Origin of the sequence: Rhodococcus sp. 06-418-5, from assembly GCF_002258285.1 — a bacterium.
Classification (GTDB): domain Bacteria; phylum Actinomycetota; class Actinomycetes; order Mycobacteriales; family Mycobacteriaceae; genus Rhodococcoides.
On sequence record NZ_NOYE01000012.1, the window covers coordinates 211,482 to 234,418 of the forward strand.

Here is a 22,937-nt window from a genome sequence, read left to right on the forward strand (position 1 = left end):
AGCTGTTGCGGCCCGGCGCTACTGCAACGGCGCCGGGTCGAGAGGTTGCTGGGGCAGCGCGCCCGACACGGCGGAGGACGCGTCCTGCAACGGGGTGGGGCCCGAGTCGCCCGGAATCGTCAGGGCAACGTACACACCGCGATCGACGACGAACCACGTGCTGGCGTCGATCCCGTCGTCTGCGCCGGACACCTCGAACCACTGAACGCCGTTGATCACCTGAAGCGGCGCGGCCACATCGAACCCGATCGGCCGGGGCAGACCGCAGCGCAACACGACCGGCTCGGCGTTCTCCTCGGCCGAGACCCACGCGCGGACGCCGACCGGGGCCGGGTCGGCCAGTTCGGCTCTCGTGTAGTCGCCGAGGTCTTCGGGCAGGGCGTCGAGCAGCGACGTGCACTGCGCACTCGCGGCATCGGGGGAGTCGACCGGGCCGAGCGCGACCGGATCGAGGACGGGTGAGCGATTCACCGCGATGGCGGCAACCAGAACTCCGACGACGAGCGCGACCGGTAGCGCGATCGCGGTGGCGATGACTGCGGGATGGCGCTGCTCGCGAGTGCCCTCGGTCTCGGTGGGGCCGTCTTCGGTGCCGGCGTCGTTGCCGGTGTCGGGTGAATTCACGATCCGACGGACGTCGTCGACCGAGGGGCCACGGGGCAGGTGAGGGTGCGAGTGATGGCATCGACCTTCTGAATGCGGGAGACGATCTCGGCGATCTGGGCGTCGGAGGCACCGTCGGCGCGCGCGATCACGTCGTAGGGCCCGACCACTGCCTCGGCCGACACGACACCGTCGACGGCCTCGATCTGTTGTGCGACGGCCGTCGCGCGACCGACCTCGGTCTGAACGAGAACGAATGCTTGCACCATCGGTGGTCCCTTTCCCCTGCCGGACTTCTCGACTGTAGGTTGGTTCGACTACGTTCTCTTCGCACGTAACCTGCTGCATCGGTACTGTCCCGACCGCCGCTAAAAGGTACCGCAGGCGCGGCACTCGCTCCGCGCGAGACCGTCGCGCACGCACCGCGTTCTCAGGGAGGAACATCATCGACGACACCGTCATCGACTCGGCCACCGGCAGCGAGCGCACCGTCGCGCAGGTCGGCGAATTCGACGTGATCGCTCGGGCCATCACAGGCCGCGAGCAGCCGTCGTCGACCATCGTCGGGCCCGGCGACGACGCAGCCGTGGTCGCCGCGTCCGACGGTCGGATCGCGGCATCGACCGATATGTTGGTGCACGGCAGGCACTTTCGGCTCGACTGGTCGAGTCCGATACAGATCGGCCGCAAGGCGATCGCGCAGAACGGCGCGGACATCGCCGCGATGGGCGCGCAGTGCTCGGGTTTTCTCGTCTCCCTCGGATGCCCGGCCGACACTCCGGTGAGCGTGACCGACGGTCTCAACGAGGGCATGTGGCTCGAGGCCGTTGCTGCGGGATCGGCCGTCGTCGGTGGCGATGTGGTGCAATCGCCGGAGCTGGTGATCTCGATCACCGCGCTCGGCGATCTCCAGGGCCGGGCCCCGGTTCTTCGATCGGGGGCGCGTGCCGGTGATGTGATCGCCTATGCGGGGCGGCTCGGCTGGTCCGCGGCCGGCCTGGCCCTGCTGCTCGGCGACCGGGACGGAACGGGCCACGACGCCGTGTTGGACGCACACCGAGTGCCCGTCCCGCCGTACCGCGCCGGGATCGACGCCGCAGAGGCGGGTGCGACCTCGCTCACCGACGTCTCCGACGGGCTGCTGGCCGATCTCGGCCACATCGCCGACGCATCGGGCGTTCTCGTCGACCTCGATCCCGACCTGCTGGAGATCCCCGTCGAACTGCGTTCGGCAGCAACGCTGATGGGGCACGATCCGCTGGAGTGGGTACTGACCGGAGGCGAGGATCACGCGCTCGTCGGCACCTTCCCCGATGCCGCCGCCGTTCCCGGGGGATGGACGGTGATCGGCCGCGTCGAGCACGGAGACGGTGCGCCTTCGGGTCGAGTGACGGTCGGCGGACGCGTCCACGCGGGTAGCTCGGGATGGTCGAGTTTCGAGGGCGAGTGAACGCGGGTCGGGTCGGTCGAGTCGGCTAAGTTGCAGAGATGGCTATCTATGCGCTCGGTGATCGCGAACCCGACATCCACCCCGACGCCTACGTTCATCCCGACGCCGTCGTCATCGGAGCGGTGACCTTGGCTGCCGGATCGTCGGTGTGGCCCACTGCGGTTCTGCGGGCCGACTACGGCACCATCTCGATCGGCGAGGGCACCAACGTGCAGGACGGGACCGTGGTTCACTGCACCCCGATCGACGCAACGGTCATCGGTTCCGGGTGCGTACTGGGCCACAATGCGCACGTCGAGGGTGCGACCATCGGAGACAACTGCCTCATCGCGTCGGGCTCGGTGGTACTGAACGGATCGAAGATCGGGGCGGGCTCGATCGTCGGTGCAGGCGCGGTGGTGCCGTTCGAGTTCGTCGTTCCCGAACGTTCCATGGCGCTCGGCGTGCCCGCCAAGATCCGCGAGGGCTACCAGGTTCCCGACGGGCATGTCGACATCAACGTGCAGATGTACTCCGCCAATGCCGCGTACTACCGCGACGCGCTTCGCCGGATCGACCGGTGACGCCCCGGCCGCTGTCCGAGAGCGTCGAGCCGGGCTGGGCTGCTGCCCTCGCTCCGGTCGAGACGAATGTCGCTGCGATGGGCGACTTCCTGCGAGCCGAACTCGCCGCCGGACGGCACTACCTGCCCGCGGGTGAGAACGTACTGCGCGCTTTTCGCTACCCCTTCGATCGGGTTCGCGTGCTCATCGTCGGTCAGGATCCGTATCCCACTCCGGGACATGCAGTGGGCCTGAGCTTTTCTGTCGCGCCCGACGTGCGACCCGTACCGCGGAGTCTGAGCAACATCTTCAAGGAGTACTCCGACGATCTCGGCCTGCCCACGCCGAGCACCGGCGATCTCACACCCTGGTCGGAGCAAGGAGTGATGTTGCTCAACAGGGTGCTCACCGTCGAACCGTCACAGGCGGCGTCACACCGCAAGAAGGGCTGGGAAGCGGTGACCGAGCAAGCGATTCGGGCATTGGTCGCCCGAGCGGAGAACCCCGACGCGCCCGGACTGGTGGCAGTTCTCTGGGGACGTGACGCGGCAACCCTGAAGCCGATGCTCGGATCGGTGCCCTTCATCGAATCCGCTCATCCGTCACCGCTGTCCGCCTCACGCGGTTTCTTCGGATCCAAGCCCTTCAGCCGCGTCAACGAACTGTTGGCCGAAGGCGGAGACGAACCGATCGACTGGACGTTGCCGTGACCGGTTCAGGAGAAGTCGGGACGACGCTTCTCGACGAACGCGTCGACGCCTTCACGTCCGGCCGGTGACGCCGCAGCGACCGATATCGAGGCGGCTTCGGCGTCCAATTGTTCTGTCAGAGTTGCTGATTCGGAGCTTCCGAGCAGTCTCTTGATGCCCTGGTACGCCGATGTCGGGCCGTTGGCGAGGGTTCGAGCGAGGCGCTCGGCCTCACTGTCGACGATGTCGTCGCCCACCAGCCGGCTGAGGATTCCGAGCCGAACGGCGTCCTCTCCGTTGATGATCGAGTCGCCCAGAAGTATGTCCATCGCGCGGCCCGAACCGACGATTCGGGGGAGTGTCCAGGACATTCCTCCGTCCGGGGTGAATCCGATGGAAGGGTACGCAGGGCGCAGTTTGGTCGACGGTCCGCCGATGGCGATATCGGTGAGACAGACCAGACTCATGCCTGCCCCGGCCGCCCAGCCGTGGACCCCGGCGACGACCGGGACGGTGACGGCGGCCAGTTCGCGGACGAATGCATGGAACGTGTCGGCGACCGAACCGACGAATGCGCCGCGGTCGTCGGCTCCGGCGAAATCGCGTACGTTTCCGCCTGCGCAGAAGTTGGGCCCGCGGCCGATGAGGAGCACACTTCCGATCGCGGTGGTACCGGCGTTGACGGATCGCAGTGCCGCCGTGCCGGCGTCGATGCCTTCGAGGTCGAGAGAGGCACCGCCCGCCTCGGTGGCGACGACGATGCGCAGCACGCCGTCCTCGATGCTGACCTTGCTGGGACCGTAGTCATCCGAATCACTCACGATCGGAATTCTAATGGACGTCCAAGTGTTCGAGTGCACCGACGACTGTGCCCCGCCTCCGAATACGGGGGCGGGGCACAGTTCTCGCACGCGAGGAACGCCGTGGAGGAAAACGAAGAGCGAGGCCGAAATCAGCCCCGGACCACCTTGCCTGCCTTCAAGCAGGAGGTGCACACGTTCATGCGCTTGGAGTTACCAGGCGCAACCTGAGCGTGAACGGTCTGGATATTCGGGTTCCAACGACGGTTGGTCCGTCGGTGCGAGTGCGAGACCGACTTACCGAAGCCGGGCCCCTTGGCGCATACGTCGCAGACGGCAGCCATAGTCGCGAACTCCTTGATAGATGTTGATCGATACATGTGGTCGAAGACATCGAAACGAACTACGAGCAGATGCAAGGATTGCAATGCGTGAAGATCGCCTCGAGGCAACCCTGCAAGAATAGCGGCGTCGCACGCAATCACCAAACCGCCACGGCAGACGCTCCGCGGGGCTCACGTACGGCGCGCCACCGATCATGCCCGACTAAGCTTCGGGCACTGTCCGCGAGGGAGTTCGGACGAGGTGAGGGACGTGACGCGGGGGGAGGCTGGCCGAGGTGGTCGACGTTCTCGAATCGATCGATGCCGCGGCCCTGCGCCGGTGGGCCTACCACTGCGTCGATTCCCTCACCGCACGGTGCGACGAGATCAATGCACTCAACGTGTTCCCCATCCCCGACTCGGACACCGGCACCAATCTCATGTTCACCTTCCGCGCCGCGGTGGAATCGATGCGCGCAGCCGGGCCCGCCGCGGACGCCCGCTCCATCGGGCGAGCGCTGGCAGTGGGGGCGGTCGCGGGGGCGCGGGGCAACTCGGGAGTGATTGTGTCCCAGCTGTTGCGCGCCGTCGCGGAGGCCGCAGCGGACGGCCCGCTGGACACGGTGTCGATGCAGGCGATGCTGCGTCGCGCCAGAGTCCTGGTCGCGGGCGCGGTCAGCGTTCCCGTCGAGGGCACGATGCTCACCGTTCTGGCCGCAGCCGATCGCGAAGCCTCGGCGCACGATGCCGATGTCAGCCTCTCCACGCTGGTGGTCGACATCGCCGAGGCCACTGCTCGAGCCGTCGACAGCACGACGGACCAACTCGCCGAACTCCGCGAGGCCGGTGTCGTGGACGCAGGAGCTCTCGGTCTCTCGGTGATCGTCGACGCGTTCGTGGAGGTGGTGATCGGCCGCACGCCGCCGCGCAGGCGATACCGTCGCCCACACGAGCACGAACGCCGGACGGGCGACGATGCGCCGAACCTCTCGTCGGACTGCGGCCGTGCACCCGTCGCGGTGTCGGAGTACGGATCGTCTCGCTCCCTCGGGTACGAGGTGGTCTACGTCGTGCACGGGCCGGACGACGCCGGGGCGGCGGAACTTCGCCGAGCACTGGCCGACATCGGAGACTCGGTCGTCGTCGCCGGTGACGGTTCCGGGGCCTGGTCCGCGCACGTACACACCACCGACCCCGGTGGTGCCGTCGACCGCGGCATCGCCGCCGGAGATGTTCGCGGAGTGCGTATCTCGTGTTTCGGTCCGGCCGAGTTCGCCGCAGTCGCGATCCCCGAAAGCCGCGACGCAGCGGTGCTGTCGGTCGGTCGCGATATTTTGGCGCTGGTGGCCGGTGACGGTGCCGCAGACCTCTACGTTCAGGAAGGTGCGACGGTGGTGCGGTGCGACGAGGCGATCGACTCCTCGGTGCTGCATCGCGCGATCGTCGGGATGAAGCATCGTGAGGTGTTGGTGTTGCCGAACGGCGCGTTGTCCGCGCAGGAACTCGTAGCGGTCGGCGCCGCTGCCCGAGCGGACGGCAAGGACGTGGTGATGTTGCCGTGTTCGGCGATGGTGCAGGGACTGGCCGCGCTCGCGGTGCACGATGCCGCCCGCGCCGCAGTCGACGACGCGTTCACGATGTCCGAGGCGGCGGCGGGCACGAGGTGGGGTTCTCTGCGTATCGCACAGGAGCGATCTCTGACGTGGGTCGGCACCTGCGAGCCGGGCGACTGCATCGGGCTGGCGGGGCAGGAGGTGGTGATCGTCGCCGCTCGTCCGCTCGATGCGGGGTGTCGGTTGCTCGATCAGCTCCTGGCCACGGGAGGGGAGCTGGTGACGGTGCTCGTCGGGGCCCAGGCGTCGGATGACTTCGGTGATCGGTTGGCCGAGTACGTGGCGGGCGCACATCCCGGAGTCGACGTGGTGGTCTATACAGGTGGACAGCCGGGGGATCTCGTGCAATTCGGAGTGGAATAGGGAATCTCGGACAATGGCAACGCTGGTGGATCGGCTCGATCACATCCTGGGAGCCGCGGCGGCGACGCCGCTGGCCGACGTCTTCGGAATTCACACTGTCGAGGACCTGCTGCGGCACTATCCGCACCGCTACATGACGCACGGTTCGGAGCTGGGGGAGAAGGAGCCGCCCGAGGGCGAGCACATCACCATCGTCGCAACGGTCGAGTCCGCGACGCTGCGTTCGATGAAGAACCGCAACGGTCAGTTCCTCGCCGTGACACTCGCCGCCGACGGGCAGCGGATCGACGCCACCTTCTTCAGTCCGCACAAGCTCAAGCACGTTCTGCTGCCCGGTCGTCGAGGAATGTTCTCGGGCAAGGTCAAGTACTTCGGCAAGCGGTGGAATCTCACGCACCCCAGCTACGTGATTCTCGGCGGAGACGGTAACGACGGTGCCGTCGTGCCTGCAGGTCGAATCGTCGGCGGTGGCACCCTGGCCGGACTCGCTCGCGGCTCGGTCGATTCCTCCGGTGCCGTGGACATGTCGGTGTTCGATCGCGCGTTCGTGCCCATCTACCCGGCCGCGAAGGACGTCGAGAGCTGGACCTTCATGCGCTGTGTCCGACAGGTGCTCGACCAACTCGACGACGTGGTCGATCCGTTGCCCGAGTCGGTTCGTGCGCAGCGCGGTCTCGTCGACATCGACACCGCACTGCGGTCGGTCCATTTCCCGGATACCGCACAGGACAAGGACTCTGCGCGCGAGCGGCTGAAGTTCGACGAGGCGCTCGCCGTTCAGCTCGTCCTCGCCGACCGCCGACGCGACGCATCCACCCGCGTGGCTCCGCGATGCCCACCGATCACCGACGGTCTCGCCGCGGAGTTCGATCGGCGTCTGCCGTTCGAGTTGACGGCCGGCCAGCACCAGGTGGCAGCCGAGATCGCCCACGATCTGTCGGCACCGCATCCGATGTCGCGACTGTTGCAGGGTGAGGTCGGCTCGGGCAAGACGATCGTTGCACTGCGGGCGATGCTGCAGGTGATCGATGCCGGGCATCAGTGTGCGTTGCTGGCACCGACGGAGGTTCTCGCCTCCCAACACGCGCGCTCGATTCGGTCGATGCTCGGGAGCCTCGCGGCCGGCGGCGAACTCGGATCGCACGAGCTGGCGACCAAGGTCGCCTTCTTGACCGGTTCGATGTCCACTGCGGCCAAGCGATCCGCGCTGCTCGACGCCGTCACCGGTGATGCAGGCATCGTGATCGGCACCCACGCCCTGATCGAGGACCGCGTCGAATTCCTCGATCTCGCGATGGTCGTCGTCGACGAACAGCACAGGTTCGGCGTCGAGCAACGAGATGCGTTGCGCGCGAAAGCTCGCGACAACACCAGTCCGCACCTGCTCGTGATGACCGCAACCCCCATCCCGCGGACCATCGCGATGTCGACGCTGGGCGACCTCGAGACGTCGGTGCTCACCGAACTGCCCCGCGGCCGATCGCCCATCGTCAGCAACGTGGTGCCTGCCAGGAGCAAGCCGGGCTGGGTGGATCGAGCGTGGCAGCGTATTCACGAAGAAGTGGCAGCCGGTCGCCAGGCCTACGTGGTGTGCTCCCGCATCGGCGACGACGAGGACGCGGAGACGGGGAAGAAGAGCGCTGCGAAGAAGAAGAGTGCGAGCGCGGAGGACGGCCCCGAGACCACGGCTGCGGTGGATCTGTACGAGACCCTCTCCACCGGACCGATGCACGATCTGCGCGTGGGTCTGCTGCACGGACGACTGTCGGGAGACGACAAGGACATCACCATGTCCGAGTTCAACTCCGGCGAGATCGACGTCCTGGTCTGCACCACGGTGGTCGAAGTGGGAGTGGACGTTCCCAACGCGACGGTCATGGTCATCATGGATGCGGACCGATTCGGCGTGAGCCAACTGCACCAGTTGCGAGGCCGAATCGGCCGAGGTGGGCATCAGGGCCTGTGCATCATGATCAGCTATCTCAGCCCCGCGGGCGGCTCGTTCGCCCGGCTCGAGGCGGTGGCAGCGACCAACGACGGTTTCGAGCTGGCCAAGCTGGATCTGGCCACTCGTCGCGAGGGCGACGTTCTCGGAGCTGCACAGTCGGGCACGGTCAGCGGGTTGCGGCTGCTCTCGTTCATCGACGACGAGGACATCATCGCGGACGCGCAGGACTGCGCCCGGTCCCTTTTCGCGCAGGACCCCTCGCTGGCGAACGATCCCGGCATCGCGTCGATGATGCGATCGGCTTGGCGATCGGATCGAGTCGATTACCTTCAGAAGTCCTGACGGGTGGGCAGGAGCGGTCGAGGGGGCGATCGTTATCTACTGCACCGTTTCAGTGGAGAAAATCGAGCACATCGTCCCGCATGATGAGATCAGTACGCCTCGGTGGCCGACGCTGCCGGGTAAGTTGAGCCAATGTTCTCCAAAGTTTTGGTTGCCAACCGCGGTGAAATTGCCATCCGTGCCTTTCGCGCCTCCTACGAACTCGGGGCCTCGACCGTTGCGGTGTTCCCGTTCGAGGACAGGAACTCGGTACATCGGACGAAGGCCGACGAGGCGTACCAGATCGGGGAGAAGGGCCATCCCGTTCGCGCGTATCTCTCGGTCGACGAGATCGTCGCCGCTGCCAAGCGCAGCGGCGCGGACGCGGTGTACCCCGGATACGGATTCCTTTCCGAGAACCCGGATCTGGCCGCGGCGTGCGCCGAAGCAGGCATCACCTTCGTCGGCCCGTCCGCCGATGTTCTCGAACTGACCGGCAACAAGGCCCGCGCGATCGCGGCAGCCAAGGCGGCTGGACTTCCGGTACTGGCGTCGTCGGAACCGTCGTCCGATGTGGACGCGCTCGTCGCCGAGTCCGAGTCGATGACGTTCCCGCTGTTCGTCAAGGCCGTCGCGGGCGGTGGCGGCCGCGGTATGCGCCGAGTGGCCGAGCCCGAGCAGCTGCGCGAATCCATCGAAGCTGCTGCGCGCGAGGCGGAATCGGCCTTCGGTGATCCGACCGTGTTCCTCGAGCAAGCCGTGATCGATCCCCGGCACATCGAGGTTCAGATCCTGGCCGACGGCCAGGGCAACGTGGTGCACCTGTTCGAGCGCGACTGCAGCGTGCAGCGTCGGCATCAGAAGGTCATCGAGCTCGCTCCGGCTCCGAATCTGCCCGAGGGATTGCGGGAGAAGATCTGCGCCGACGCCGTCGCGTTCGCGAAGCAGATCGGCTATTCGTGTGCCGGTACCGTCGAGTTCCTGCTCGACACCCGCGGCAATCACGTCTTCATCGAGATGAACCCTCGAATTCAGGTGGAGCACACCGTCACCGAAGAGGTGACCGATGTGGATCTGGTGCAGTCCCAGCTGCGGATCGCCTCGGGAGAGACACTTGCCGATCTCGGTCTGCAGCAGGAGAACATCGTGCTGCGTGGTGCGGCTCTGCAGTGCCGCATCACCACCGAGGATCCGGCGAACGGATTCCGCCCGGATGTCGGACGCATCACCGCGTACCGGACGCCGGGCGGTGCCGGAGTGCGCCTCGACGGTGGTACCACTCTGGGTGCCGAGGTCGGTGCCTACTTCGACTCCATGCTCGTCAAGCTCACCTGCCGAGGCCGTGACTTCGACACCGCCGTGGCGCGTGCCCGACGAGCCCTGGCGGAGTTCAGGATTCGCGGTGTCGCCACGAATATCCCGTTCCTGCAAGCGGTTCTGGTCGATCCCGACTTCACGGCGGGCCGGGTCACCACCTCGTTCATCGAGGAGCGCCCCGAACTGCTCACCTCGCGATCCTCGGGCGACCGCGGCACCAAGATTCTCGCGTACCTGGCCGACGTGACGGTGAACAAGCCGCACGGCGAGCGTCCGTCGTCGGTGTACCCGCACGACAAGCTGCCGCCGGTGGACTTCGCAGCCCCGATCCCGGACGGTTCGAGGCAACGGCTGCTTGCGCTCGGACCCGAGGGGTTCGCTCGCGATCTGCGCAATCGAAAAGCCCTCGGCGTCACCGACACCACGTTCCGCGACGCGCATCAGTCGTTGCTGGCCACGCGCGTGAGGACGAGCGGACTGCTCGGAGTCGCTCCGTACGTCGCGCGCACCACGCCGCAGCTGCTCTCCATCGAGGCGTGGGGCGGTGCCACCTACGACGTGGCACTGCGATTCCTGCACGAGGATCCGTGGGAGAGATTGGCCAGCCTGCGAGAGGCCGTGCCGAACATCGCAATTCAGATGTTGCTGCGCGGCAGGAACACCGTCGGCTACACCCCGTACCCGGAGAAGGTGACCCGCAGCTTCGTCGCCGAGGCCACCGACACCGGCATCGACATCTTCCGCATCTTCGACGCGCTCAACAATGTCGATCAGATGCGTCCGGCCATCGATGCCGTGCGCGAGACCGGCACGGCGCTCGCCGAGGTGGCACTGAGCTACACGGGTGATCTGTCGAACCCGAACGAGAACCTCTACACCCTCGACTACTACCTGAAGTTGGCCGAGCAGATCGTCGACGCAGGCGCGCACGTGCTCGCCATCAAGGACATGGCAGGACTGCTTCGCGCACCCGCAGCCAAGACTCTGGTGACGGCACTGCGCTCGAACTTCGATCTGCCCGTTCACGTACACACCCACGACACACCCGGTGGTCAGCTCGCGACCTACCTCGCTGCATGGGAGGCCGGGGCCGACGCCGTCGACGGTGCCAGCGCCGCGATGGCAGGCACCACCAGCCAGCCTGCGTTGTCGGCGATCGTGGCGGCTGCCGCGCACACCGAGCGCGACACCGGCCTGAATCTGCAGGCTGTCTGTGACCTCGAGCCGTACTGGGAAGCCGTGCGAAAGGTGTACGCGCCGTTCGAGTCCGGTCTGCCGGCACCGACGGGTCGCGTGTACACCCACGAGATCCCCGGCGGACAGCTCTCGAACCTACGCCAGCAGGCCATTTCGCTCGGGCTCGGTGATCGGTTCGAGACCGTCGAGGCCAATTACGCTGCAGCCGACCGCATGTTGGGCCGTCTGACCAAGGTGACACCGAGCTCGAAGGTCGTCGGCGATCTGGCACTTGCTCTGGTCGGTGCAGGCGCGTCCGCCGAGGAATTCGCCGAGAATCCCGGTCGCTACGACATCCCCGATTCGGTGATCGGATTCCTGCGCGGCGATCTGGGTACGCCTGCGGGCGGATGGCCGGAACCGTTGCGGACGAAGGCGCTGGAGGGTCGTGGCGAGGGCAAGCCGGTGACACCGCTCACCGATGAGGACGAGAAGAACCTCGACGGCACCTCGGCTCAGCGCCGCGAGACTCTCAACCGTCTGTTGTTCCCCGGTCCCACAGCCGAACTCGCTGCTCACCGCGAGAAGTACGGCGATACGACGCGGCTGTCGGCCAATCAGTTCTTCTACGGCCTGCGGCAGGGCGAGGAGCATCGGGTGGCCCTGGAGAAGGGCGTCGAACTGCTGATCGGGCTCGAGGCGATCTCCGACCCCGACGAGCGCGGAATGCGCACCGTCATGTGCATTCTGAACGGACAGTTGCGTCCGGTCTCGGTGCGCGACCGGTCCATCTCGAGCGAGGCCCCCACGGTCGAGAAGGCGGATCGATCCAACTCCGGTCATATTCCGGCACCGTTCGCCGGTGTGGTGACGCTGTCGGTCGAGGAGGGACAGAAGATCTCGGCCGGAGACACCGTCGCCACGATCGAGGCGATGAAGATGGAGGCCGCGATCACCGCTCCCCGCGGCGGCACCGTGACCCGGTTGGCGATCTCCGGTGTGCAGCAGGTGGAAGGCGGCGATCTGCTCGTCGTCATCGGTGGGGGGTCGACGGGCGAAGAGGCCGGCAGCGAATGACGCGGATCGTGGCGGGTGTCGCGGGTGGTCGACGATTGTCGGTTCCCGGCCAGGGCACCCGCCCCACCTCCGAGCGAGTTCGCGAAGCGCTGTTCAGCTCGCTGGAGAGTCGGATGGAACTCGACGGTGCCGCGGTGCTGGATCTGTTCGCGGGATCGGGAGCACTGGGGCTGGAGGCACTCTCGCGTGGAGCGTCGTCGGCGGTGTTGGTCGAGTCCGATGCCCGAGCGGCAGCGGTGGTGCGAAAGAACATCGAGTCGGTGGGATTGCCCGGCGCTTCGGTCCGCTGCGCCCCGGTGGCCTCCGTGCTGGCCGGGGCAGCGGATGCAGAGTACGACCTGGTGTTGGCCGACCCGCCGTATGCCGTCACCGACACTGCCGTCGCCGGGCTGTTGGACAGGCTCGTCGTCGGGGGATGGCTCACACCCGATGCGGTCGTCGTCCTGGAGCGGTCGTCGCGTTCGCCGGAGACCCGATGGCCGACCGGACTGGTCCCGGAGAAGTCGAAGAAGTACGGCGAGAGTCGAATCGAGATCGCTGCACGTGCGTAGCGAGCGTGCACGGGATCGGCTGATAGGTTCGCGGGCATGACTGGCGCACTCTGCCCTGGATCCTTCGACCCGGTGACCAACGGTCACCTCGACATCTTCGAGCGGGCGGCCGCAGCCTTCGACGAGGTGGTGGTCACGGTGATGGTGAACAAGAGCAAGAAGGGAATGTTCAGCATCGACGAGCGGATCGAGATGCTCGAGGTCGCCACGGAGCATCTGCCGAACGTCAGGATCGGCTCGTGGTACGGACTGTTGGTCGATTACGCTCGGCAAGAAGGCTTTTCGGCGATCGTCAAAGGTCTGCGCAGTTCGGTCGATTTCGACTACGAGTTGCAGATGGCGCAGATGAATCGAACCCTCACCGGAGTGGACACGCTGTTCCTCCCGGCGAATCCAGCGCACAGCTTTCTGTCCAGTTCGCTGATCAAGGAAGTCGCGACCTTCGGGGGAGACGTCACCGGGATGCTGCCGCCCTTCGTTCAGGACCGCCTGACCGCCCGTATCGCCGAGCGGGCCGCAGAGTAGTTCGGAGAGCGACACACCGAGCCGGTATAGCGCAGACGTCCGCCTCGGCGGGCAGACTGAACAGCGCAGCACTGCGAGTGAAGACCGCGCAGTGGCAGATTCGACGATTGGGGTAACCGGTGTACCGCGTATTCGAGGCGCTCGACGAGCTCGTCGCCATTGTCGAGGAGGCGCGCGGCGTTCCGATGACTGCCGGGTGCGTCGTCCCTCGCGGCGATGTCCTGGAACTGCTCGACGACGTTCGGGACGCGATCCCCGGCGAGCTGGACGACGCCCAGGACGTACTGGACCATCGCGACAAGCTCGTCGGCGATGCCAGGGCCACCGCGGAGAAGACGGTCGGCACCGCCAACGCCGAGGCCCAGAACACGGTCGAGAACGCTCGGGATTCGGCCGATCGCATTCTCGCCGACGCCAAGGCGCAGGCAGATCGCATGGTGTCCGAGGCGTCGGCGCATGCCGACCAGCTCGTGGCCGATGCCGAGGCGGAGGCCGAGCGAACGGTGCTCGAAGGCCAGCGCGAGTACGAGGCTCTGACCGTTCGCGCCCGCACCGAGGCCGATCGGATGATCGAGTCCGGGACGGCGTCGTACGAGCGGTCCGTCGCAGACGGTACTGCCGAACAGAACCGCCTCGTGTCGGAGACCGAGGTCGTTCAGGCGGCCCACGCCGAGTCGGCTCGGGTGATCGACAGCGCTCACGCCGAATCGGACCGGATGCGCAGCGAGTGCGACGTCTACGTCGACACCAAGCTTGCAGAGTTCGAGGAGTTCCTCAGCGGCACCATTCGTTCGGTCGGACGTGGGCGTCAGCAGCTGCGAACCGGCTCGGGCGTGCCCGAGTACGGCAGTGAGCCGTACGGAGAATCCGCGTACGGGAGCCAGGAGCAGGGGCGTCGCAGCCGCCACTGATCGGCAGCGATTTGCCCTCGTATGCACGTATGCGTATCGTTGTGGGGTTGCTTACCGACAGTAGGCATACCGACAGTAAGGAAGAACAGACGTGCCCCCGCCCAAGAGAACGACCCGTCCGGAATTGGACGACGGATTCGTTCTGGACATTCTCAACCTCGGTCGTCGACCCGGGTCGACGAAGGCCATCGAGCGGACGGTTCCGGCTCCTTCCCGAATCGGCCTCGATGCCATAGCCATCGAAGCCGGTGTTCCGGTCTCGCTCGATCTGCAGTTGCAGGCGGTCTCGGAGGGCGTTCTCGTCACCGGCTCCGTACGAGCGGCCACGGCCGGGGAGTGCACTCGTTGCCTCGACCCGGTCGGTGGCAACGTCGACGTCTACTTGACGGAGTTGTTCGCGTACCCGAACAGCATCACCGAGGAGACAACCGATGCGGACGAGATTCACCGCATCGTCGACGACCTGATAGATCTCGAACCCGTCATTGTCGACGCGGTCGGTCTGGAGCTTCCACTCCACCCCGTGTGCAGCGACGAGTGCGAGGGATTGTGCCCAGAATGCGGCGTTCGCCTGGCGATTGCTGAATCCGGCCACAGTCACGATACAATTGATCCTCGCTGGGCTGGTCTTGCAGCCAAATTTGGCGTGGATCCAGAACCGAGCACAGAACTTGTGAACAACGAAGCCGAGGAGAAGTAAGTGGCTGTCCCGAAGCGCAAAATGTCGCGTTCCAACACGAGGTCGCGTCGTGCACAGTGGAAAACCACTGCGCCCACCCTCGTGACGTGCCCCAACCGCGGTTGCGGCGAGAAGACTCTGCCCCACATCGCGTGCCCCTCGTGCGGCACCTACAAGGGCCGCCAGGTCGTCGCAGCGGTCTGATTTCCGCTTACGTGACAAACGAAGTAGTGGACCGGCACAACAGCGGTTCACAGAAGAATAGCTCCACTGCCGCCGGCGGCGGGGACGACCGAGAGTCGCTCCTCGCCGCTATCGGTGTTTCCCTGTCGGAACCTCTGCTGACGTTGGCGCTGACGCACCGATCGTTCGCGTACGAACACGGTGGTCTGCCCACCAACGAGCGGCTCGAGTTCCTGGGAGATTCCGTCCTCGGTCTTGCGGTGACCGAGCACCTCTACGCGGTGCATCCCACCAAATCCGAAGGTCAGCTGGCCAAGATCAGGGCGAGCGTGGTCAACATGCACGCCTTGGCGGAAGTCGCGCGCGGTCTCGGTGACGGCGGACTGGGTCGCCATCTGCTGCTGGGTAAGGGCGAGGAACAGACCGGTGGGCGCGACAAGCCGAGCATTCTTGCCGACGGCATGGAGTCGTTGCTGGGTGCAATCCACCTCCAGCACGGCATCGACGTCGCTCGCACCGTTGTCCTGACGCTGTTCGCAGGCCTCCTCGATCGAGCTCCCAAGCTCGGTGCCGGGCTGGACTGGAAGACGAGCCTGCAGGAACTGACCGCCGAACGTGCACTCGGCGTCCCGGCGTACGAGATCTCGTCGACCGGACCCGACCACGACAAGGAATTCACCGCGACCGTGTTGGTCGGCGGATTCCCGCGCGGCGTCGGTATCGGTCGGTCGAAGAAGGAAGCCGAACAGAAGGCCGCCAGTCTGGCGTGGAACACGTTGTCGAACAACGACACCGCGATTCCCGGCGAGCCGGCAACCGACGAATCCTGATGCCGGAACTCCCCGAGGTCGAGGTCGTCCGGCTCGGTCTGGAATCTCACGTCGTCGGCAGGACGATGCAATCGGTGGAAGTGCTGCACCCTCGTGCCGTGCGGCGTCACGATCTCGGTGGCCTCGATCTGATCGGCCAGCTGCGCGGTCAGCGCGTCTCCTCGGCTCGGCGGCGCGGTAAATACCTGTGGCTGGTGATGGAACCCGGCGACTTCGCCACCGTCGTGCACCTGGGCATGAGCGGACAGATGCTGGTGCAGCCGCCATCCGCCCCGGACGAGAAGCACCTCCGGATCCGGGCACGACTCGACGACGGCGCCGATCTGCGCTTCGTCGATCAACGCACCTTCGGCGGCTGGGCGCTCGCCCCGATCGTCACCGTGGACGGCACGGAGTTACCCGAACCGGTCGCACACATCGCCCGTGATCCGATCGATCCACTGTTCGACGCCGAATCGGTGGTCGACGTGTTGCGCGGCAAGCACACCGAGATCAAGCGGGCACTGCTCGATCAGACGGTGCTCTCGGGCGTGGGCAACATCTATGCCGACGAGGCGCTGTGGCGCGCGAAGATCCACGGCAATCGAATCGCGGAGGCGCTGACGCGGCCGGCGCTGCGGCGCCTTCTGACCGCAGTGCACGCCGTCATGGGCGAGGCCCTCGCGCAGGGTGGAACCTCGTTCGACGCGTTGTACGTCAACGTCAACGGGCAGTCCGGCTACTTCGATCGTTCCCTCGACGCCTACGGTCAGGAGGGTCTGCCGTGCTCGCGGTGCGGAACCCCGATCAGACGCGAGAAGTTCATGAACCGCAGCTCGTTCAGCTGCCCCACCTGCCAGCCGCGACCCCGACACCTGCGCAGCTGACAGCGCCCAGGTCATTCCGCGGGTTCGACTCCTGAACAGCCCGCCTAGTATTTCCGTCATGGCAGAACAGAGCACGCCGACCAACCTCTGGGTCGAGCGCACAGGCACCCGTCGATACACCGGCCGCAGCTCCCGAGGAGCCGAAGTGCTCATCGGGTCGGAATCGGTGGAGGGCGTCTTCACCCCCGGCGAGCTGCTCAAGATCGCACTCGCCGCATGCACCGGCATGAGCTCGGACCTACCGCTCTCGCGGCGACTGGGCGACGACTACGCCGCCACCGTCGAGGTCTCCGGGGCCGCCGATCGCGAAAACGAGCTGTACCCGGAACTGAACGAGATTCTCCGAGTCGACCTCGGCGCGATGGACCCCGAGGCGCAGGAGCGTCTGCTCACCGTCGTCGAGCGCGCCATCGACAAGGTGTGCACCGTCGGGCGCACCCTGAAGGCGGGTACGAAGATCACCTTGGACATCGACGTGGACGCCTGATGAGAGCCGGGGCGGCCGTAGTAGTCGCGGGTCTGATCCTCGGCACGGCGACCGCCCTGGCTCCCACCGCCGAGGCGTCGAGCAGTTGCACTCCGTGGTCGGTGAGCACGGTGGCGTCGGGATTCGGGGTGCTCGAGAACCTCGAGTTCGACGGCCGCGGCTCGATGATCGTGTCCGAGACCTCTCTCATCGGACCCGGCGCGCTGCGTACCGTGGCCCCCAACGGCGCACGGGGCACACTCGTCGCCGACGTCCAGTCGCCTGGCGGACTGGTCCGCGACGCCGACACGCTGTACTTCACGACCGGAAACAGCGCTGCCGCAGGTCTTCTCGATAGCCGAACCGGCACCGTCGACACGATCGATCTCGGCACGGGGGTTCGGTCGACGTACGCGTCGGGCCTGACGATGCCCAACGGGCTGGCGCGATCGGCGACCGGTGATCTGTTCACCACCCGCAACCTGGGTGGCCACTCCGGCCTGACGCGCGTTGCGGTCGACGGTTCGGTGTCGACGGTGCGTACCGATCTGGGATCGGCCAACGGCATCGGAATCGGTAACGGAAAGATGTACGTGGCCAACACGTTCGATCTCGAGACCACGCTCACCGTGCTCGACGAGAAGAATCCGTCCGGACCGTCCGCGCGCATTCGCATCGACGGTGTCGGACCACTGGCGATGTCGGACGACCTGACCGTCGGCGACGACGGAACGGTCTATCTCGCACAGAATCTCGCCGGCAGGGTGGTCCGTATCGATCCGGAATCCGGCGCCTCCTGTGTGATAGCGACCGGCGTTCCGCTGACCTCGTCGGTCGCCTTCGGCGGCGTCGGATTCGACGAGAAAGCGTTGTACGCCACCAGTTTCGATGGAACTGTCAGGAAGCTCGAGCCCGGGTGGCAGGCATGAACGACGAACGGTTGACGGCGTGGGTGCACGGGCTCGTTCAGGGCGTCGGGTTTCGGTGGTGGACTCGCTCGCGCGCACTCGAACTCGGACTCGTCGGTCACGCGACCAATCACGCGGACGGACGAGTCCTGGTGATAGCGGAGGGCCCACGTGAGCATCTCGAGGCGCTCCTGGCCCTGCTCCGAGGCGATCGGACTCCGGGCAGGGTCACGCTCGTCGTGGAGAGTTGGGACGCCGCCCGCGGAGATCTGGCGGGATTCGTCGAACGCTGATCGTCCGTTGCGGGAGGCTCGGCGCACTTTCGGGCAGCGTGCCGGTAAAGTACGGACGCTATGTATCTCAAGAGTCTGACGCTGAAGGGCTTCAAGTCCTTTGCTTCGGCGACGACTCTTCGTTTCGAGCCCGGAATCACCTGTGTCGTCGGCCCCAACGGCTCCGGCAAATCCAATGTCGTCGATGCCCTGACCTGGGTGATGGGTGAACAGGGCGCCAAGGCGTTGCGCGGCGGGAAGATGGAAGACGTCATCTTCGCGGGCACGTCGGGTCGAGCCCCGCTCGGCCGCGCAGAGGTCACTCTGACGATAGACAATTCCGACGGCGCACTCCCGATCGACTACTCCGAGGTCTCGATCACCCGCCGTATGTTCCGTGACGGCGCGGGTGAGTACGAGATCAACGGCAGTTCGTGCCGATTGATGGACGTTCAGGAACTGCTGAGCGACTCCGGTATCGGTCGCGAGATGCACGTGATCGTGGGGCAGGGCCGGCTCGCCGCGATCCTGGAATCGCGGCCCGAGGACCGTCGAGCCTTCATCGAGGAAGCAGCCGGGGTGCTCAAGCACCGCAAGCGCAAGGAAAAGGCCGTTCGCAAGCTCGACGCGATGCAGGCCAACCTGGCGCGGTTGACCGACCTCACGACGGAATTGCGCCGCCAACTCAAGCCTCTCGGGAGGCAGGCCGAGGTCGCGCGTCGCGCGCAGACCGTCCAGGCCGACCTGCGCGACGCCCGGTTGCGACTGGTGGCCGACGACCTGGTGGCCAGGCGCGAGGAATTCGCGAACCAGACCCAGGACGAGGAAGCGGCGCGTGAGCAGTACGCGATGGTGCAGGACGCCCTCGAAGCCGGCTCGGTGGCACTCGGCGAACACGAACAGGCCGTCGCCCGGCTGACCCCCAGCGCCGAGGCCGCCGGGCAGACGTGGTTCCGTCTGTCGGCCCTCGCCGAACGCGTTAACGCGACGGTTCGAATCGCCCACGAACGTGCTCGGCATCTCGACGCCGTGCAATCCACCGGTCGGGGCCAGGACCCGGACGAGCTCGAAGCGCAGGCCGATCGAGTCGCCGAAGAAGAGATGGAACTCGTCGAGGCCGTCGAGATGGCACGCGAAACCCTCGAGGCGGCACGTGAGCAGCTGGCCGAGCGTGAAGCCGCCGCTGCGGCCGCCGAGCGTGCCCACCTCGCTGCCGTGCGCGCGGTGGCCGACCGCCGCGAGGGATTCGCGCGTCTGTCCGGCCGAGTCGATACCTTCCGAACCAAGGTCGAGTCGATCGACGCGGAGGTGGCGCGTTTGTCGGTGGCCATCGACGAGGCCCGCGAGCGCGGCGAATCGGCTCAGCGCGAATTCGAGAGTGTGCAGGATCAGATCGGCACCCTCGACGCGAGCGAACTGAGCCTCGACACGCACTACGAGCGAGCCGTCGCTGCGCTGCGACATGCCGACGCCCGAGTGACGGAGCTGCAGGCAGAAGAACGCATCGCGGGCAAGAAGGTGGCGTCGTTCGAGGCCAGGATCGAGGCGCTCACGATGGGCCTCGAACGCAAGGACGGTGCCGGGTGGCTGGTGGAGAATCAGCAGGACGGTCTGTCTGGTCTGCTCGCGGGCCATCTCACGGTCGAGCCGGGATACGAGATCGCGGTGGCAGTGGCCATGGGTCCGGCCGCCGATGCCGCACACGCCGAATCGTTCGATGCCGCGCGTGATGCCGTGCTGGCGCTGCGTGCGGCCGACGGTGGTCGCGCGTCCATCGTGCACGGCAATGTCGTTGCAGCGCAATCGGTTCCACGTCCGGACCTCCCGAACGGCGCTCGATGGGTGCTGGACCTGATCGAGTATCCGGACCGGCTGGCCGGGGCCATGGCGGCCCTGCTCGACGGTGTGGTCGCCGTCGACTCGCTCGACGCGGCCCACCGTCTGGTCTCCGATTCCGGTGAGCTGCGTGCGGTCACCAAGGACGGCGACGTCGTCGAAGCCGGTTGGGTCACCGGTGGCTCGGACCGTCGTCCGAGCACCCTCGAGGTTCAGTCGGCCATCGACACGTCGACGGTGGAGTTGGCCGCGGCGGTCCGCCGCGCGGAGGAGCTCGACGCGGCGTTGGCAGGCGCGTTGGAAGAACAACGGGATCGGCGCGAATCGGCCGAGCAAGCGCTCGCAGCACTCAACGAATCCGACGCCGCGATGGCCGCGGTATACGAACAGTTGGGCCGATTGGGTCAACTGGCGCGTTCGGCTCACGCGGAGTCGGCGCGATTGACGACGCAGCGTAGCTCTGCCGAGGCCAGTCGAGAAGAAGCGATCGCGCGGCTGGCCGAGCTTGAAGAGAACCTGCGGACGGCAGAAGACGAGCAATCCGGTTTCGCGGGAGACGGCGAGAGCGGTGACGCTGCGACAACCATGGAACGGGAGATGGCGGCAGCGGCATTGACCGAAGTGCGTGCGGTAGAGGTCGAAGCTCGGTTGAACGTGCGGACCGCCGAAGAGCGCGCACAGTCCGTACGAGGCCGGGCGGATTCGCTTCGACGGGCGGCGCGAGCCGAGCGTGAGGCCAGGGCGCGAGCCGAGCGCGAGAGCGCAGCGCGTCGGCATGCGGCCGCAGTGGCGGCGGCGGTCGGGGAAGCGGGCGAAGAAGTCGCCGCGCGGTTGGCCACGGTCGTTGCGGCCGCTGCCCGGAGACGCGACGAGCTGTCCGCCGAACGTGCAACGCGCACAATCGAGCTCGACAAGGTCAAAGAGCAGGTCCGAGCCCTGCAGGGTCAGCTGGCGTCGATCACCGACGCCGTGCACCGGGACGAGGTCGCCCGTGCGCAGGCAGCGCTGCGGATCGAACAACTCGAGACGACGATTCTCGAGCAGCATGGCATCGGCCTCGACGATCTGGTGGCCGAGTACGGGCCCGATGTGGCCCTGCCTCCCACCGAACTGGAGATGGCCGAGTACGAGGCGGCCAAGGAGCGGGGTGAGCAGGTGGTGGCACCTGCCCCGATGCCGTTCGACCGAGCCACCCAGGAGCAGCGCGCCAAACGCGCCGAGCGCGACCTCGCCACACTCGGCAAGGTGAACCCGCTCGCCCTCGAGGAGTTCGCGGCCCTCGAGGAGCGCTACAACTTCCTGTCCACCCAGCTCGAGGACGTCAAGTCCGCCCGCAAGGACCTTCTCGGCGTCGTCGCCGACGTCGACGAACGGATCCTGCAGGTCTTCACCGAGGCCTGGCTCGACGTCGAACGAGAATTCACCGGGGTGTTCGCCAAGCTCTTCCCCGGCGGTGAAGGACGACTGATCCTGACCGACCCGTCGGACATGCTCACCACCGGCATCGAGGTCGAGGCCCGCCCGCCCGGCAAGAAGGTCAAGCGACTCTCGTTGCTCTCCGGTGGCGAGAAATCGCTGACCGCGGTGGCCATGCTGGTGGCCATCTTCCGCGCCCGACCGTCACCGTTCTACGTCATGGACGAGGTCGAGGCCGCACTGGACGACACCAACCTGCGTCGTCTGATCGGACTGTTCGAGCAGCTTCGCGAGAAGTCGCAGCTGATCGTGATCACGCACCAGAAACCGACGATGGAGGTGGCCGACGCGCTGTACGGCGTCAGCATGCGCGGCGACGGCATCACCACGGTCATCTCGCAGCGGTTGAACCGAGAACGCGTCGCGGTGCCCGCGGCCGAGTCGGACGCAGTGGAGCCGGACGCAGTGGAGCCCGACGCCCACGAGCCGGACGCCCACGAGCCGGACGCGGTGGAGCCCGACGCCCACGAGTCGGACGCGGTGGGACCGGACGCCCACGAGCCGGAGGCGGCATCCGTCGTCGCCGAACCCGACACCGTCTCCTGAGGTTCGTCCGCCGCAGCTACTGCTTCGGATACAGCTGCTCGGCGTAGGACGGTCCGTAGTACTCGCGTAGTTCCTCCACCGTCTCGGGAGCCTGCGGAATCAACGCCTTCGTCAGAGTGGCGACATCGGGGATGGCGTCGGCGTCCCACGTCTCGGGCTGCCACAACTTGGACCGCATGAACGCCTTCGCACAGTGGTGGAACACTTCCTCGATGTCGACGACCAGGCACAAGATCGGGCGATGACCCTCGACCCGAAGCTCGTCGAAGAACGGCGCGTCGGTGACCAGGGACGCGCGACCGTTGATGCGAAGGGTGTCGCCGCGGCCGGGGACGAAGAAGTTCAGGCCGACGAACGGGTTCTCGAGAATGTTGCGATAGCCGTCCATCCGGCGGTTGCCCGGCCGCTCGGCGAGGGCGATCGTGGCGTCGTCGAGGACGTGCACCAGACTGCCGGCCGGATCGCCCTTGGGTGAGACGTCGCATCTCCCGCTCGCGTCGGAGGTTCCGAGGAGGCAGAACGGTGAGGCAGCGAGCCACTGCACGTCGAGGGGGTGCAGCGTGCGTCGGTCCTTGTTCGCGGCTCGGAAGCTCGGCTCTCCGAACATCTCGGTCAGCTCGGCGGCGTCACGCACCGTGGTCCACTCCATGACCGTGAATGCTATCG

General features: G+C 66.6%; 22 protein-coding genes. 17 read left to right on the plus strand and 5 right to left on the minus strand.

What is annotated here, in order from left to right; all coding sequences use genetic code 11:
* Window positions 1-18: 18 nt before the first annotated feature.
* Window positions 19-624: a DUF3515 domain-containing protein gene (locus CH274_RS06650; RefSeq protein ID WP_094657000.1), complete on the minus strand. Its 606-nt coding sequence runs from the start codon at window positions 622-624 to the stop codon at window positions 19-21.
* The gene (locus tag CH274_RS06655) at window positions 621-872 is read right to left on the minus strand and encodes an Lrp/AsnC ligand binding domain-containing protein (protein ID WP_094657001.1); all 252 of its coding nucleotides are present in this window, start codon (window positions 870-872) and stop codon (window positions 621-623) included. Before CH274_RS06655 ends, CH274_RS06650 begins: the two co-directional genes overlap by 4 nt.
* 191 nt (window positions 873-1,063) lie before the next feature.
* Between CH274_RS06655 and CH274_RS06660 the strand changes: the two genes are divergently transcribed.
* From CH274_RS06660 to CH274_RS06670, 3 genes are read left to right on the plus strand one after another with little or no spacing between them, the layout of a single operon-like run.
* Window positions 1,064-2,053, plus strand: coding sequence for a thiamine-phosphate kinase (locus CH274_RS06660; RefSeq protein WP_306436599.1), 990 nt, complete (start codon window positions 1,064-1,066; stop codon window positions 2,051-2,053).
* Window positions 2,054-2,091: 38 nt separating this feature from the next.
* The gene (locus CH274_RS06665; protein WP_094648101.1) at window positions 2,092-2,616 is read left to right on the plus strand and encodes a gamma carbonic anhydrase family protein; all 525 of its coding nucleotides are present in this window, start codon (window positions 2,092-2,094) and stop codon (window positions 2,614-2,616) included.
* The gene (locus tag CH274_RS06670; protein WP_094657003.1) at window positions 2,613-3,305 is read left to right on the plus strand and encodes a uracil-DNA glycosylase; all 693 of its coding nucleotides are present in this window, start codon (window positions 2,613-2,615) and stop codon (window positions 3,303-3,305) included. The genes CH274_RS06665 and CH274_RS06670 overlap by 4 nt, the downstream gene beginning before the upstream one ends.
* 5 nt (window positions 3,306-3,310) lie before the next feature.
* On the opposite strand, the gene CH274_RS06675 is transcribed toward CH274_RS06670, so the two are convergent.
* Entirely contained in the window at window positions 3,311-4,105 is a 795-nt protein-coding gene (locus CH274_RS06675) for an enoyl-CoA hydratase/isomerase family protein (RefSeq protein ID WP_032397776.1), read from the minus strand.
* Between the two features lie 131 nt (window positions 4,106-4,236).
* Window positions 4,237-4,428, minus strand: coding sequence for a 50S ribosomal protein L28 (gene rpmB / locus CH274_RS06680; protein ID WP_008717389.1), 192 nt, complete (start codon window positions 4,426-4,428; stop codon window positions 4,237-4,239).
* 275 nt (window positions 4,429-4,703) lie between these two features.
* Between rpmB and CH274_RS06685 the strand changes: the two genes are divergently transcribed.
* The 14 genes from CH274_RS06685 (at window position 4,704) to smc (ending at window position 22,271) form a co-directional block, all read left to right on the plus strand.
* Entirely contained in the window at window positions 4,704-6,383 is a 1,680-nt protein-coding gene (locus CH274_RS06685; RefSeq protein WP_094657004.1) for a DAK2 domain-containing protein, read from the plus strand.
* A 13-nt stretch (window positions 6,384-6,396) separates the two neighbouring features.
* Window positions 6,397-8,673: an ATP-dependent DNA helicase RecG gene (recG, locus tag CH274_RS06690; protein ID WP_094657005.1), complete on the plus strand. Its 2,277-nt coding sequence runs from the start codon at window positions 6,397-6,399 to the stop codon at window positions 8,671-8,673.
* A gap of 132 nt (window positions 8,674-8,805) precedes the next feature.
* Window positions 8,806-12,222, plus strand: coding sequence for a pyruvate carboxylase (locus CH274_RS06695; RefSeq protein ID WP_045195617.1), 3,417 nt, complete (start codon window positions 8,806-8,808; stop codon window positions 12,220-12,222).
* The gene (gene rsmD / locus CH274_RS06700; protein WP_032397780.1) at window positions 12,219-12,773 is read left to right on the plus strand and encodes a 16S rRNA (guanine(966)-N(2))-methyltransferase RsmD; all 555 of its coding nucleotides are present in this window, start codon (window positions 12,219-12,221) and stop codon (window positions 12,771-12,773) included. The genes CH274_RS06695 and rsmD overlap by 4 nt, the downstream gene beginning before the upstream one ends.
* Window positions 12,774-12,809: 36 nt before the next feature.
* Window positions 12,810-13,298, plus strand: coding sequence for a pantetheine-phosphate adenylyltransferase (gene coaD / locus CH274_RS06705; RefSeq protein ID WP_032397781.1), 489 nt, complete (start codon window positions 12,810-12,812; stop codon window positions 13,296-13,298).
* Window positions 13,299-13,417: 119 nt separating this feature from the next.
* Window positions 13,418-14,209 carry a DivIVA domain-containing protein gene (locus CH274_RS06710; protein WP_032397782.1) on the plus strand — a complete coding sequence of 264 codons (792 nt, stop codon included), beginning with the start codon at window positions 13,418-13,420 and terminating at the stop codon, window positions 14,207-14,209.
* Between the two features lie 91 nt (window positions 14,210-14,300).
* Window positions 14,301-14,909, plus strand: coding sequence for a YceD family protein (locus tag CH274_RS06715; protein ID WP_032397783.1), 609 nt, complete (start codon window positions 14,301-14,303; stop codon window positions 14,907-14,909).
* Window positions 14,910-15,092 (plus strand): 50S ribosomal protein L32, encoded by a 183-nt coding sequence (rpmF, locus tag CH274_RS06720; RefSeq protein ID WP_032397784.1) that lies wholly within the window; start codon window positions 14,910-14,912, stop codon window positions 15,090-15,092. It abuts the gene before it with no gap.
* 26 nt (window positions 15,093-15,118) lie between these two features.
* On the plus strand, window positions 15,119-15,901 hold the full coding sequence (gene rnc, locus CH274_RS06725) for a ribonuclease III (RefSeq protein ID WP_032397785.1): 783 nt from the start codon (window positions 15,119-15,121) through the stop codon (window positions 15,899-15,901).
* Window positions 15,901-16,767 carry a bifunctional DNA-formamidopyrimidine glycosylase/DNA-(apurinic or apyrimidinic site) lyase gene (mutM, locus tag CH274_RS06730; protein ID WP_032397786.1) on the plus strand — a complete coding sequence of 289 codons (867 nt, stop codon included), beginning with the start codon at window positions 15,901-15,903 and terminating at the stop codon, window positions 16,765-16,767. The genes rnc and mutM overlap by 1 nt, the downstream gene beginning before the upstream one ends.
* A gap of 58 nt (window positions 16,768-16,825) precedes the next feature.
* Window positions 16,826-17,254 carry an OsmC family protein gene (locus CH274_RS06735; RefSeq protein WP_032397787.1) on the plus strand — a complete coding sequence of 143 codons (429 nt, stop codon included), beginning with the start codon at window positions 16,826-16,828 and terminating at the stop codon, window positions 17,252-17,254.
* Window positions 17,254-18,162, plus strand: a complete 909-nt coding sequence (locus CH274_RS06740) for an SMP-30/gluconolactonase/LRE family protein (protein ID WP_256993490.1) — start codon at window positions 17,254-17,256, stop codon at window positions 18,160-18,162. Before CH274_RS06735 ends, CH274_RS06740 begins: the two co-directional genes overlap by 1 nt.
* A complete protein-coding gene (locus CH274_RS06745) occupies window positions 18,159-18,434 on the plus strand; it encodes an acylphosphatase (protein ID WP_094657244.1) in 276 nt (91 codons plus the stop codon). Before CH274_RS06740 ends, CH274_RS06745 begins: the two co-directional genes overlap by 4 nt.
* Before the next feature lie 60 nt (window positions 18,435-18,494).
* Window positions 18,495-22,271, plus strand: a complete 3,777-nt coding sequence (gene smc, locus CH274_RS06750) for a chromosome segregation protein SMC (protein WP_256993491.1) — start codon at window positions 18,495-18,497, stop codon at window positions 22,269-22,271.
* A gap of 16 nt (window positions 22,272-22,287) precedes the next feature.
* On the opposite strand, the gene CH274_RS06755 is transcribed toward smc, so the two are convergent.
* The gene (locus CH274_RS06755) at window positions 22,288-22,920 is read right to left on the minus strand and encodes an MSMEG_1061 family FMN-dependent PPOX-type flavoprotein (RefSeq protein ID WP_094657006.1); all 633 of its coding nucleotides are present in this window, start codon (window positions 22,918-22,920) and stop codon (window positions 22,288-22,290) included.
* Between the last annotated feature and the right edge of the window lie 17 nt (window positions 22,921-22,937).